This window comes from Thermoactinomyces sp. CICC 10522, assembly GCF_016055075.1.
In the GTDB taxonomy this organism is placed as follows: domain Bacteria; phylum Bacillota; class Bacilli; order Thermoactinomycetales; family Thermoactinomycetaceae; genus Thermoactinomyces_A; species Thermoactinomyces_A daqus.
The window spans coordinates 48,575-60,763 of sequence record NZ_JAECVY010000007.1; the positions used below are offsets into that span (position 1 = coordinate 48,575).

Below are 12,189 nucleotides of genomic sequence, written 5' to 3' on the forward strand. Positions count from 1 at the left end.
AGATGAAGATTGATTATGCATGTGTTAAAATAATGTGATTAGAAGAGCTTAGATAAGATCAGGTGAGAGGAGAAGAGAAAAGATGATTCTCATGATTGACAACTATGATTCGTTTACGTACAACTTGGTTCAATATCTTGGAGAACTGGGTGAGAATTTGACAGTGGTGCGCAATGATGAGCTCACCGTTGATGGAATAGAAAAGGAGAACCCGCAGGCGATTGTGCTGTCGCCGGGGCCGGGAACGCCGCGGGAAGCAGGGATTTGCCTTGATGTGGTCAAGCACCTGTCCGGGAAAATACCGATCCTGGGCGTATGTCTCGGACATCAGGCGATCGCCGAGGCATTTGGCGGGGAAGTGATCCGGGCGGGACGTCTTATGCACGGAAAAACTTCCGAGGTGCTCCATGACGGAGAAACCATTTTCAGCGGGCTTCCTTCCCCTGTGACGATGACCCGCTACCATTCCCTGATCGTCAATCCGGATCGGTTGCCTGAAGAGCTGGTTGTCAGCGCGAAAACGGCGGAAGGTGAAATCATGGGAATACGACACCGCTTTTTGCCGGTGGAGGGTGTGCAATTTCACCCTGAAGCGATTTTGAGTGAACATGGAAAAACGCTTTTGGCCAACTTCCTGCAAACCTATGTCAAACAGAATTGATTTCCTCAAGCGGGAATGGAAGGGGAATCCCATGGGAACGATCATGATGAACGGACGGCTCGTTAGGGAAGAGGAAGCGGTGGTTTCCGTCTTTGATCACGGCCTGCTGTACGGAGTGGGGGCATTTGAAACGATGCGCCTTTATGATGGTCATCTGTTTTTGTTTGCCGATCACCTCGAACGTTTGGAGGCCGGGCTGAAGCGAATGGCCATCAAGTCTCCGCATTCTCCCGATGAGTGGCGGGGCCAGATTGATACATTGATCAGAGAGACCGGATATACCTCGGGAGTCGTCCGCCTGATGGTGACCGGCGGAAATGCGGGGGCAGGGCTGGGTTCCGGCTATGATCAGCCGAACAGCTTTATCTGGCTGCGTCCGCTCCCCTTTTCTCCGGGAGAGCCTTTTAACCGCGGAAGAAAGATGAAAACGGTATCTGTTCCCCGCCAAGCGATCGGGGGAGCGGAGCCGTACAAGACAAATAACTATCTGAACAGCATCCTGGCCAGGCAGGAGCTGGGCCAATTGCCGGATACCGAAGGATTGATGCTCACTCCCGATGGCTATGTGGCAGAAGGAATCGTCAGCAACCTTTTTTTTGTGAAAAATGGCGTGTTGTACACACCGTCGCTGGATCTCGGGATTTTAAACGGAGTGACGCGCCGCTTTATCCTGCGCCTGGCAGCGCTGCTCGGCATTCCGGTAAAAGAGGGTGCCTTTTCTCCCTCTTTTCTGTACGATTCTGACGAAATCTTTATCGCTAACTCATTGCTTGAAATTGTCCCGGTCACCGAATGGGAAGGGCGGGAGTGGTTTCAGTTTCCTTTGACGAAACGCCTGATTGAAGCCTATCATCAATATGTGATATGGCTGACTGACAGCGATGAGTTGCGCGGGAAGGGCGAAACAAATGACGAATCAAGTGATTGAAGCTGGACCTTATCAACTTTCTTACCACAATCGCACATTGGTGATGGGAATATTAAATGTGACACCCGACTCTTTCTCCGATGGCGGAAAATATGACCGGATCGACCGGGCGGTTCGCCATGCCCGGCAGTTGGCGCAGGACGGAGCGGACATCATCGACATCGGCGGTGAATCCACCCGGCCGGGAGCGGAACCGGTTTCCCTTGAAGAGGAACTGGAGCGGGTTCTGCCCGTGATTGAGGTTTTGACAAAGGAAATTGATCTTCCGCTATCGGTTGACACCTATAAAGCGGAAGTCGCGCGGCAGGCGATCCGGGCGGGTGCGCATATCATCAATGATGTCTGGGGAGCAAAAAAAGATCCGGAGATGGCGCACGTGGCCGCGGAATTGGATGTTCCCCTCATCCTGATGCACAATCGCCGTGAAGCCCGGTATCATTCCCTGGTCGAAGAGGTATGCGGGGATTTGCTCGAGTCCGTTCGCCTGGCAAAAGAGGCGGGAGTAAAAGATCACAATATCATCCTTGACCCCGGGATCGGCTTTGCCAAGAATTATGAGGAAAATTTAATTGTCATGCGCAATTTGCACCGCATTGTCCAATTGGGGTATCCCGTCCTGTTGGGAACTTCGCGCAAATCGATGATTGGCCGCACATTGGGACTCCCGCCGCAAGAGCGGATGGAAGGGACGGCGGCGACCGTGGCGTTCGGGATTACCAAAGGATGTCAGATCGTGCGGGTTCACGATGTGAAACAGATGGTGCGGGTATGCCGGATGATGGATGCACTTGTCTATGAATCGTCCGTGAAGGAGGCATAGCCGTGGACAAAATTTTGCTGAACGGAATGTGCTTTTACGCTTATCATGGGGCATTTCCGGAGGAAAACAGATTGGGGCAGCGGTTTTACGTCGATCTGGAAATGAGGCTTGATCTGAAAGCGGCCGGAGAGAGCGACGACCTGAGCAAGACCGTAAATTACGCGGATGTATACGAATTGGTCAAAAAGGAAATGACGGAAACACAAGTGAAATTGATCGAAACGCTGGCAGAGAGGATCGCGGCCAGCCTCCTTTCCGTTTTTCCGATCGCCGAGGTCCGGGTGCGTGTCACAAAGCCGGACCCGCCCATCCCCGGATACTATCAATCAGTCGGTGTCGAGATCGTGAGGAGAAGAGCATGAATCCTCAAACAACCGCCTATCTGGGTTTGGGAGCCAATCTGGGAGATCGTCCGGGCCAGCTGAAAAAAGCGATTGAGCTGCTGCACCAGAGCGAAGACATTCTGGTTACCGGCGTTTCTTCTGTCTATGAAACGGCCCCGGTCGGATTTACACGGCAACCCGATTTCTACAATCTCGTGGTCGAAGTGAAAACGGCGCTGTCCCCTTTTGCACTGCTCGCCCGGGTGCTGGACATCGAGAAAAAATTGCACCGGGTCCGCGAGATTCGCTGGGGGCCCCGCACCATTGACATTGATCTGCTTCTCTATGATGAGCAAATCATTACTGCGGATAAATTGACCATTCCTCATCCGCGAATGACGGAGCGCGCTTTTGTCTTGATTCCTTTGCGTGAAGTGGCGGGAAATATACGGATTCCGGGAACGGACAAGACGCTCGAGGAATGGATCAGCCACTTGCCGCCCGATCAGGAGATCAAAAAGCTTTCGCCGCTCAGTGATCTTTTCACGGAACGCCAGTTGTTCATATAAATGGTTTCATATGAAAAGGCATTATTGGAATGGAAGGAGGTTGTTTCCGATGCTGAAGATTGGTGATATCGAGCTGAAAAACAGGGTTGTGCTGGCTCCGATGGCCGGTGTCTGCAATCCCGCCTTCCGCCTGATTGCCAAGGAGTTTGGAGTCGGGCTTGTCTGTGCGGAAATGGTAAGCGACAAAGCGATTTTGCACGGCAACAAGCGGACAAAAGAGATGCTGTTCGTCGACGAACGGGAAAAACCGCTCAGTTTGCAAATCTTCGGCGGCGACAAGAAAACGCTTGTCGAAGCAGCCAAAGTGGTTGACGAGCAAACCAATGCGGATATCATTGATATCAATATGGGCTGCCCGGTTCCAAAAGTCGTGAAATGCGATGCCGGGGCACGCTGGCTTCTCGATCCGAACAAAATCGAGGAGATGGTTTCCGCAGTGGTGGAAGCCGTCAAAAAGCCGGTTACCGTGAAAATGCGCATGGGCTGGGATGAGGATCATATCTATGCCGTGGAAAACGCCCAGGCCGTGGAGCGCGCCGGCGGCAAAGCAGTTGCCGTTCACGGACGGACCCGGCAGCAAATGTACAGAGGCAAGGCGAATTGGGATATTATCCGCCAAGTGAAAGAAGCAGTGAAGATTCCGGTCATTGGCAACGGTGACGTATTGACACCCGAAGATGCAAAACGCATGCTGGATACCACCGGCTGTGACGGGGTGATGATCGGGCGCGGTGCTTTGGGGAATCCTTGGATGCTCTACCGTACGGTTCACTATCTGGAAACGGGGGAACTTTTGCCCGAACCGTCGCCGCAAGAGAAGATGGAGATCGCCGTGTTGCACATGGACCGGCTCGTTCGTCTTCGCGGGGAACGGATCGCCGTCAGGGAAATGCGCAAGCATGCCGCCTGGTATCTGAAAGGGCTGCCCGGTGCTTCCAAAATCAAAGATCTCGTCAACCAGCAGGAAACACGGGATGGAATGGCACAGCTTTTATTGAATTTTGCTGCTGAGGCAGAAGAGAGAAGACAAAAAGAACCGGCGTAAGCATTGTGTTTTGTCGAGTGCGGGCGGATGGCTCCCGGCTTTTTTGCCGCCCGCTTTTCTACATATGCAGGAGGCCGGATTGGCAAGAAATGAAGGAGTGATGAATCATGTCTCATGAAGAACACAGCGATCTGTTTCAGGTGCGCCGGGATAAGTTGGATCGCCTCAGAGAGAGGGGAATTGATCCTTTCGGACACAAGTTTGAACGAACGGCAACCGCCCGTGACATTCTGAGTCAGTATGAATCTTTATCCAAAGAAGAACTGGCGGAGAAAAATATCGAGGTTTCCATTGCCGGGCGATTGATGGCAAAACGCCAGCAAGGCAAAGCCTCTTTTGCCCATTTGCAGGATATGAGCGGACGCGTGCAAATCTACGTCCGCCTGGACCGGGTCGGGGAAGAACAGTACGAAGCGTTTGGACTGGCTGATCTCGGCGACTTTCTGGGAATCAAGGGTGTTGTTTTTAAAACGAATCGCGGTGAACTGAGCGTCAAGGCGGATGAAGTCGTCTTTCTCACCAAATCGTTGCTGCCGCTCCCAGAAAAATACCATGGCCTGAAAGATGTGGAGCTTCGGTACCGCAAACGTTATCTCGATCTGATCATGAATCCGGAAGTAAAGGATACCTTTATCGCCCGGAGTAAAATCATCTCTTCAATCCGTCGTTATCTCGATGAAAAAGGTTACCTGGAAGTGGAGACGCCCACGATGCATCCGATTGCCGGCGGGGCTGCGGCTCGTCCGTTTATCACCCATCACAATGCATTGGACATGACCCTCTACATGCGCATTGCGATCGAACTTCATCTGAAGCGCCTCATTGTCGGCGGGATTGAAAAAGTGTATGAGATTGGTCGCGTCTACCGCAACGAGGGGATTTCCACCCGGCACAATCCGGAGTTCACCATGTTGGAACTGTACGAAGCATATGCCGATTTCCATGATATCATGAACCTGACCGAAAACCTGATCAGCCACGCGGCCAAAGAAGTTCTCGGCACAACCCGGATCGAGTATCAGGGGCATGAGGTGGATCTGTCTCCGGGCTGGGCGCGCAAATCGATGGTCGAACTGGTCAAGGAGCACACAGGTGTTGATTTCAGCCGGCAAATGACTGATGAAGAAGCGCATCGCCTGGCCAAGGAACATGGTGTGAACGTTACGGATTCGATGAAATTCGGCCATATCGTCAACGAATTTTTTGAACAAAAGGTTGAAGACAAACTGATTCAACCGACCTTTGTTTACGGTCACCCGGTTGAAATTTCCCCGTTGGCGAAAAAGAACGAACAAGACCCGCGCTTTACGGACCGCTTTGAATTGTTCATCGTGGGCCGCGAACACGCCAACGCCTTTTCTGAGTTGAATGACCCGATTGATCAGCGTGAGCGGTTTGAACAGCAAGTGAAGGAAAAAGCGGCAGGCAATGATGAAGCGCATCCGATGGATGAAGATTTCCTCGAAGCGCTCGAGTACGGGATGCCGCCAACTGGCGGACTGGGCATCGGCATTGACCGCCTGGTGATGTTGTTGACCAATCAGCCTTCGATCCGCGATGTGCTCCTGTTCCCGCATATGCGTGAACAACAAGGTTAAACAAAGTTATCCACATTTTGTTCACAACCGGGAAGAAAAATGTGGATAAGTTGTGAATAAAGCAGCCTTTCCTCGGGGCTGCTTTTTTTATTGGAATCTGAATGCCAGAAAGAAAATGATAATATATTCGGATGATTGGAGGATTTTTCCTCTTTTTGAAGAATAAATCATTACACCCTTTTTTGTTTCATGAGTCCAGAGCGGGGGGAGGGGCTGTGATGGCGGACAAGTGCACTTGTTCAAATTGTGGAGCAAAGTCCTTATACATTCAGTTTTTTCAATTTGAAGGCAAGCATTATTGCCGGTTGTGCCTGACCGATCAATTGCAAAAGGTCAAAAAAAAGCGGTTCTTCCGGCTCTTTGTCAGATTCCCTGAAATTCGCAGGCCCAGGGAGAGGAAGATCAAAATAACCGTTAAACGCAATTTTGAAAGTTTTACTGATCGAAGCCCTGGTTGAAAGGGCTTTTTGTTTTCGGTTTTCAGGTGCAGGAACTTTTTCCTGCCTAGCGAATAGATAGAAGGGCCGTAAAATTAAGGGTTCCTTAAAGATAAATAATCCTTGTCTAAATGTAGGAAAGGGTCTATAATTGCCCTAGGTTACGCAGTAGCGACCCATTCCCTCTTTTTGGCTATTTTCCGTATTTTCTTTCTTATTTGGAATGGAGTAACCCTATCTGTAAATATTATATTTGGATTACAAATGTTTTTGCACATATACTTGCGACATTATTTATGTTATTAGTAAAATTATATAAGGCAAAAGAGAAAACGTGACACGGAGATTGGTTTCCTTCTATCGGCTTAATATTTTACAGATAGTTTAGCCTTTATATAAATTTGAATTTAAAATCGACAACATCGGGGAGGTTAAGCTATGGGTCCCAGGAAAGAGAACCATAGATTCTTTGAACAGAGCAACCATCTTTCATTGCCTGAATCCCGTTTTGGCTTAGCGAGGCGAGAGAATGCGATCAGAGAGGTGAAAGAGACCAGGCCTGACAGGCAACATCAGCAGGTTCTTTCCATGCTGTCTTCCTTGCAGCAGAATTTTGCCTCTTTGCTTCAGGTAGTAACCAATCGCCTGAGTTACGATAAAACAAAAGAAGTGGCTTTCGACCGGCTGTATAAGGAAATGGAAGAGCTGAAACAGGATCAGGAGCTTAACCAGCTTCGTCCTCTATATATTGACCTGATTTTGCTGATTGATCGCATGAATAACATTTATAATGACAAGTTGGAAGTGGGGGAGAAAAATCCTGAGCTTGTCAATATTTTGCAGACGCTCAGCCATGAAGTATTGGAGATTTTGTACAGGCGTGGCGTCGAGTTGATCGTTGCGCCATCGAATAAATTCGATCCGCGCATTCAGCAAGTCGTCGAAGTCATACCCACCAAAAATCCGGCAGAAGATAATTTGGTTGTCCATATGGTACGACATGGGTTTAAATATAAAGAAGTGGTTCTCCGCCCTGAAGAAGTAGTAGTGAAAAAGTACCATCCCTGATTCAACAAAGCGAATGGTTCCCCGCGGCTTTTTCTCCCTCAAACCGGGACGGGAGAAGCAGCCGCAAATGCCATATGCCTTTTTAAAAACGAGAGATGGGATTCCCATCTTTTCGTTTTCATTTATTGCAAGATCATCATCCACTTTTTGCCTCTCTTACATAAGATCTTTTTTCTAATCACGGTTTCTTTTTTTGGCTGATTCACATGGAAGTGAACGAAGGAGTGAAAAAAGATGGGAAGAGTTGTAGGGATCGACCTGGGAACAACTTATTCGGCGATCGCTATAGTCAACAATTACGGCAAACCAGAGATATTGACGAACCGCGAAGGAGAACGGATTACCCCATCAGTCGTTCTCTTTGATAACCGCGATGTCATCGTCGGAAGTATCGCAAAGCGCTCGGCTGTAGCCAGCCCCTTTAATGTCGTGCAGTTTGTCAAAAGGCAGATCGGGGACAAATCATGGAAGTTCCAGACCGATAACAAGGAAGATTTTACTCCGGAAGAAATCTCCGCGATGATCTTGCGCCGTCTGAAAGAAGATGCTGAGACGCTGCTGAATGAAGAGATCGAAGATGCAGTGATCACCGTTCCGGCTTATTTTGACGACGCGCAGCGGAAAGCGACGCAGGATGCCGGACGGATCGCGGGCCTCAACGTTTTGCGCATCATTAACGAACCGACCGCAGCCGCCCTTGCCTACGGGTTGAACAAAATGAACCAGGAACAAAACCTTCTGGTCTATGATCTCGGAGGCGGTACGTTTGACGTCACCATCATGAATCTGTCTCCGCAGGGCCTGCGTGTGCTATCCACGGGTGGAGCCAAAAATTTGGGCGGATTCGATTGGGACAACGCCGTGATGGCTTACCTGAATGAGGAGTTTAAAAAGCAGGGCGGGATTGATCTTCTGGAAGATCCGATGCTGGAGCAAGATCTCCGGGATAAAGCGGAGATTGCCAAAAAGACCCTTTCTGTGCGGGATCGTACCAACGTCTTCCTCTCCGCCAACGGGTTAAACACATCGGTGACGCTGACCCGGACAAAATTTGACGAGATCACTGCGCATCTTCTCACCCGAACGAAAAAAATCATGGAGTTTGTGCTGGAAGATGCCCAACTGAATTGGAAGGATATTGATAAAGTGCTCCTTGTCGGCGGTTCGACCCGCATGAGACAGGTGCCGGCCATGATTGAGCGCGTCACTGGTAAAAAACCGTCACTGGATGTCAACCCCGACGAAGTGGTCGCGATGGGAGCGGCGATCCAGGGAGCCATTTTGCAAGTGAAACAAGGAAAGGCCGATCCTCAGCTTACCAGCGTTTTCCCTGTGGTTAATGTGCAGGATGTCAATTCGCACAGCATGGGGGTTGTGGCGCTCGATGAAGAAGGACGTGAATTCAACTCCATCGTTTTGCGCAAAGATACGCCGATCCCCTGCAAAGTGAGCGGGCACTATACCACCACGGTCGATCATCAGACGCGATTGCATTTACAGATCACCGAAGGAGAGTACAGTGAGCTCGATTATGTAAAAATCGTCGGTGAAGGCATGATCGATCTCCCTGAATACCCCAAAGGCGCACCGCTGGAAGTCATCTTTGAATACGACAGCGACGGTATCATTCATATCACTGTGATTGATTCGACCCAGGGGGCCCGGCTTGGAGAGCTTCAGATCCAGCGTACGTCCAACCTGACTGAGTCGGAAGTGATTGAAAAGAGACGACGTGTGGCGCAGCTGGCGATTGGATAAACATAAGCGAAAGCATCTTTTTATTGCAATTATTATTCATCATGAATTGTAACCTGACCATCAGGTAAAAAACGGGAAGCTGAGTCTTCCCGTTTTTTAATTTCCGTGGTTTTTGTCCTTCTTACCGAGGCCGGACGGTTTCCGACTGTCTCTTCTTGCGATCATCAGGGGAAAAACCCTGAGACGGTTCCGGTATATCCTTTGGCAACCACATGCGTTGTTTATGCTTTTAAATCTTGTTTACCGGGTTGTCAGTTTCAAACCGATAATGCCGATCAGAATCAGGCTGAGAAAGAGAAGGCGGCCGGGATCACGGGGTTCATTAAACAAGATCATTCCCAGAAGGATCGCTCCCAATGCTCCGATGCCTGTCCAGACGGCATAGGCGGTGCCAATTGGCAGTGTTTTGGTTGCCAAGGAGAGAAAGGTAATGCTCAGAACCATACCGGCAATGGTGATCAAGGAAGGAATAAGCCGGGTAAAACCTTGCGTGTATTTCATCCCGATGGCCCATACCACTTCAAAGATACCGGCAATCAAGAGATAAAGCCATGCCATAAGAAAATCCTCCTTTGATAAAATGTTTCATTGCGCACCCCACGGAGAGTGTGGCGTCCCCTGACCACCCCCGAAAACGTGAGGAGGTCGGCGGTACCACACGACGCGATTGCAATTGAAAAGGCCCGGGAGCGATATCCTGATTGATATCTCCCGGGCTTTTCGCCCTTCATGTACACAGTTTGCCACTGTGCGTTTTCTCCCGAACCGGACCAGCGACAATGCTGCGGCTCCCTGGAAAACCTCCTGTTTATTCTAACATAAGACCAGATTGCTTGGCGAAATATCGCGGTTTGGGAAAGCCGATGTCGAGCGGCTCAACCCCTTCAGGACAAGTTTCATCTGCGTTCTTGCCAACATAGTATGACGTGGGACAGACGCAAAAGGGAGGATTTTAATCATGCTGTGCTTGTTCTGCAAAGGGAAAATCCACAAGGCACTCGTAACAGAAGCAGACCTTGATTACCAAGGGAGTATTACCATTGATGAGATTTTAATGCAAAAAGCGAACATCCTGCCCTTTGAAATGGTGCAAATCAACGGTTACCGAACCGGGCAGACATGGAGAACTTACGCGATTCCTGCTCCTCCCGGCTCAGGAACGATCTGCCTCAACGGTCCCCCCTCCCGCCTGTTTCAACCGGGTGATTATGTTGCGATCCTGAGTCTGGCTTATCTGAATCCCCAAGAAATGGACGGTTTTCAACATACAACGGTTTATGTGGATGAACAAAATAAAGTGACGGAGACAAAAACAACAGCGTTTCAATCTGCTCACTTCCAGGAGGCAAGCGATGGTTCAATTTGATCCCCAAAGAAGATTTATCAATAAGTGGGAAATGTATAAATTCCTGTCCCAAGAGGAAATCAAGCCGGGACTCCTCCCGTTTACGGTCTTGTACGAAAAGGAAGCCGACCTTGTCCCGATGCTCCGCCGTTATCACTGCATTTATGTGAAACCGATCTCCACTTGGGGCGGGGAAGGGATATTCCGGATTCAGCTTCAGGATTGCCCTGATTCCTTTGTTTTGTCATCTCAAGGGGAAGAGCCCAAAGTTTTTTTCGATGAACAGGAATTGATCCGGGAGATGGCTCTGCGAATGGAAAAAAAGAATTATATTATCCAACAGAGTGCACCCATCCGCCAGAGCAACGACCGGCCGATGGATATTCGCGTCCACATGCAAAAAGGGAGCGACGGCACCTGGCACTATGCAGGTGATCTGGTCCGAATCGGCGGGGAAAATGCGATCGTTTCTAATGTCAAAATCAGCAATGGCCGCGTTCATCCCACCGATGAGATCCTGAAAGAGGAGACGCAAGAAATCAGACAAAAGCTGGAGGAAGTTTCTTTTAAAATTTGCCGGCTGCTGGATCAAATTTATGATTATGACGAAGTGGGGATCGATTTTGGGGTGGATCATGAGCAGAACCCCTGGATCATTGAGGTTAACACCAATGATGCGATCGGAATGCCCAGCCATGAACTGTTCGCGGAACTGCCCGATGCTTCGGTTTATATGCGGATGATGGAACGGACGTTTGAACGATTCCGTGTACCGCTGATTCTCCGCGAAGCTTTTTTTGCGGAAACGCTCCCTCCGTTTGAGTGCGATCCGGACGAATGGTTATCGGAAAATGATCTGAGCAGCGCTCTCGACGAAGTGTTGGAGAAATACCGCCCGGATGAATCATGATTCTCATCCGGACCGCAAATGGCGCCAGCCGTCCAATTCCCGGGGACGGCTTTTTTGTTGCAGATCGGGACGCGTCAGCCCCTGCCGAAGGTCAAGAGAAGACCCGTTTATTCTCAGTTCATAACCCTTTTGCCCATGATCACCAAATCGCGCTCCACTTCGTCCAGTTCGGCCACCTTCGGCAGATATCCCCACCGTTCAAAGCCAAATTTGGCGAACAACCTTAAACTGGGTTCATTATGGGCAAAGATAAACCCCAGCAAGGTCTTGATTCCGAGACGGGGGCAGCTTTCAATCGCTTTTTTTAAAAAATGGTATCCAAGTCCCTTTCCTCTTGCCTTTTCGCTCAGATAAATACTGATTTCCGCCGTACTTTGATAAGCGGGCCGGCCATAGAACGATTGAAAACTGAGCCAACCGCATACCTCCCCCTGATATTCCAGCATCCACAAGGGACGGGAGTCTGCCGAGTGTTCATAAAACCATTTTTCCCTGCTCTTCACCGTCACCGGTTGGGTGTCTGCGGTTACCATCCTTCCGGCAATCGTGGCATTATAAATTTCAACAATTCGTGGCAAGTCCTCGATGGTTGCATCCCGAATTACAACGTTTTCCATTAATTGACTCCCCTCCGGAAGTTAATCGATTAAGATCAGTTATGAATAAATGGGACAAATTTACGGATTTGGACACAAAATTCACTAGAATGAATATTATAAATAATACT

General features: G+C 49.6%; 13 protein-coding genes. 11 read left to right on the forward strand and 2 right to left on the reverse strand.

Annotation, left to right across the window (positions count from 1 at the left end; translation table 11 throughout):
- Window positions 1–82 precede the first annotated feature (82 nt).
- From I8U18_RS11090 to I8U18_RS11130, 9 genes are all read left to right on the forward strand, one after another.
- Window positions 83–661: an anthranilate synthase component II gene (locus I8U18_RS11090; RefSeq protein ID WP_198064765.1), complete on the forward strand. Its 579-nt coding sequence runs from the start codon at window positions 83–85 to the stop codon at window positions 659–661.
- Between the two features lie 31 nt (window positions 662–692).
- The gene (locus I8U18_RS11095) at window positions 693–1,589 is read left to right on the forward strand and encodes an aminotransferase class IV (protein WP_198064766.1); all 897 of its coding nucleotides are present in this window, start codon (window positions 693–695) and stop codon (window positions 1,587–1,589) included.
- Window positions 1,570–2,409 carry a dihydropteroate synthase gene (gene folP / locus I8U18_RS11100; protein ID WP_033100678.1) on the forward strand — a complete coding sequence of 280 codons (840 nt, stop codon included), beginning with the start codon at window positions 1,570–1,572 and terminating at the stop codon, window positions 2,407–2,409. The genes I8U18_RS11095 and folP overlap by 20 nt, the downstream gene beginning before the upstream one ends.
- Before the next feature lie 2 nt (window positions 2,410–2,411).
- Window positions 2,412–2,771, forward strand: coding sequence for a dihydroneopterin aldolase (gene folB / locus I8U18_RS11105; RefSeq protein ID WP_198055995.1), 360 nt, complete (start codon window positions 2,412–2,414; stop codon window positions 2,769–2,771).
- Window positions 2,768–3,301 (forward strand): 2-amino-4-hydroxy-6-hydroxymethyldihydropteridine diphosphokinase, encoded by a 534-nt coding sequence (gene folK / locus I8U18_RS11110; RefSeq protein ID WP_033100676.1) that lies wholly within the window; start codon window positions 2,768–2,770, stop codon window positions 3,299–3,301. The genes folB and folK overlap by 4 nt, the downstream gene beginning before the upstream one ends.
- Before the next feature lie 49 nt (window positions 3,302–3,350).
- Window positions 3,351–4,346, forward strand: a complete 996-nt coding sequence (gene dusB, locus I8U18_RS11115) for a tRNA dihydrouridine synthase DusB (protein ID WP_033100675.1) — start codon at window positions 3,351–3,353, stop codon at window positions 4,344–4,346.
- Between the two features lie 107 nt (window positions 4,347–4,453).
- Window positions 4,454–5,944 carry a lysine--tRNA ligase gene (gene lysS / locus I8U18_RS11120; RefSeq protein ID WP_033100674.1) on the forward strand — a complete coding sequence of 497 codons (1,491 nt, stop codon included), beginning with the start codon at window positions 4,454–4,456 and terminating at the stop codon, window positions 5,942–5,944.
- Between the two features lie 875 nt (window positions 5,945–6,819).
- Window positions 6,820–7,449, forward strand: a complete 630-nt coding sequence (locus I8U18_RS11125; protein ID WP_033100672.1) for a nucleotide exchange factor GrpE — start codon at window positions 6,820–6,822, stop codon at window positions 7,447–7,449.
- Between the two features lie 234 nt (window positions 7,450–7,683).
- Window positions 7,684–9,207 carry an Hsp70 family protein gene (locus I8U18_RS11130; protein WP_033100671.1) on the forward strand — a complete coding sequence of 508 codons (1,524 nt, stop codon included), beginning with the start codon at window positions 7,684–7,686 and terminating at the stop codon, window positions 9,205–9,207.
- A 240-nt stretch (window positions 9,208–9,447) separates the two neighbouring features.
- On the opposite strand, the gene sugE is transcribed toward I8U18_RS11130, so the two are convergent.
- The gene (gene sugE, locus I8U18_RS11135; RefSeq protein WP_033100670.1) at window positions 9,448–9,765 is read right to left on the reverse strand and encodes a quaternary ammonium compound efflux SMR transporter SugE; all 318 of its coding nucleotides are present in this window, start codon (window positions 9,763–9,765) and stop codon (window positions 9,448–9,450) included.
- 400 nt (window positions 9,766–10,165) lie between these two features.
- On the opposite strand from sugE, the gene I8U18_RS11140 reads away from it, so the two are divergent.
- The gene (locus I8U18_RS11140; RefSeq protein WP_033100669.1) at window positions 10,166–10,573 is read left to right on the forward strand and encodes an aspartate 1-decarboxylase; all 408 of its coding nucleotides are present in this window, start codon (window positions 10,166–10,168) and stop codon (window positions 10,571–10,573) included.
- Window positions 10,560–11,462: a YheC/YheD family protein gene (locus tag I8U18_RS11145; RefSeq protein ID WP_198064767.1), complete on the forward strand. Its 903-nt coding sequence runs from the start codon at window positions 10,560–10,562 to the stop codon at window positions 11,460–11,462. Before I8U18_RS11140 ends, I8U18_RS11145 begins: the two co-directional genes overlap by 14 nt.
- A gap of 113 nt (window positions 11,463–11,575) precedes the next feature.
- Here I8U18_RS11145 and I8U18_RS11150 read toward each other — a convergent pair whose 3' ends face one another.
- A complete protein-coding gene (locus I8U18_RS11150) occupies window positions 11,576–12,079 on the reverse strand; it encodes a GNAT family N-acetyltransferase (RefSeq protein WP_198064768.1) in 504 nt (167 codons plus the stop codon).
- Between the last annotated feature and the right edge of the window lie 110 nt (window positions 12,080–12,189).

What these genes read in the sequence shown, in the direction of transcription:
- I8U18_RS11090 (WP_198064765.1), top strand. Translation starts at nt 83, where the DNA reads ATGATTCTCATGATTGACAACTATGATTCGTTTACGTACAACTTGGTT.
- I8U18_RS11095 (WP_198064766.1), top strand. Translation starts at nt 693, where the DNA reads ATGGGAACGATCATGATGAACGGACGGCTCGTTAGGGAAGAGGAAGCG.
- folP (WP_033100678.1), top strand. Translation starts at nt 1,570, where the DNA reads ATGACGAATCAAGTGATTGAAGCTGGACCTTATCAACTTTCTTACCAC.
- folK (WP_033100676.1), top strand. Translation starts at nt 2,768, where the DNA reads ATGAATCCTCAAACAACCGCCTATCTGGGTTTGGGAGCCAATCTGGGA.
- dusB (WP_033100675.1), top strand. Translation starts at nt 3,351, where the DNA reads ATGCTGAAGATTGGTGATATCGAGCTGAAAAACAGGGTTGTGCTGGCT.
- lysS (WP_033100674.1), top strand. Translation starts at nt 4,454, where the DNA reads ATGTCTCATGAAGAACACAGCGATCTGTTTCAGGTGCGCCGGGATAAG.
- I8U18_RS11125 (WP_033100672.1), top strand. Translation starts at nt 6,820, where the DNA reads ATGGGTCCCAGGAAAGAGAACCATAGATTCTTTGAACAGAGCAACCAT.
- I8U18_RS11130 (WP_033100671.1), top strand. Translation starts at nt 7,684, where the DNA reads ATGGGAAGAGTTGTAGGGATCGACCTGGGAACAACTTATTCGGCGATC.
- sugE (WP_033100670.1), bottom strand. Translation starts at nt 9,765, where the DNA reads ATGGCATGGCTTTATCTCTTGATTGCCGGTATCTTTGAAGTGGTATGG.
- I8U18_RS11140 (WP_033100669.1), top strand. Translation starts at nt 10,166, where the DNA reads ATGCTGTGCTTGTTCTGCAAAGGGAAAATCCACAAGGCACTCGTAACA.
- I8U18_RS11145 (WP_198064767.1), top strand. Translation starts at nt 10,560, where the DNA reads ATGGTTCAATTTGATCCCCAAAGAAGATTTATCAATAAGTGGGAAATG.
- I8U18_RS11150 (WP_198064768.1), bottom strand. Translation starts at nt 12,079, where the DNA reads ATGGAAAACGTTGTAATTCGGGATGCAACCATCGAGGACTTGCCACGA.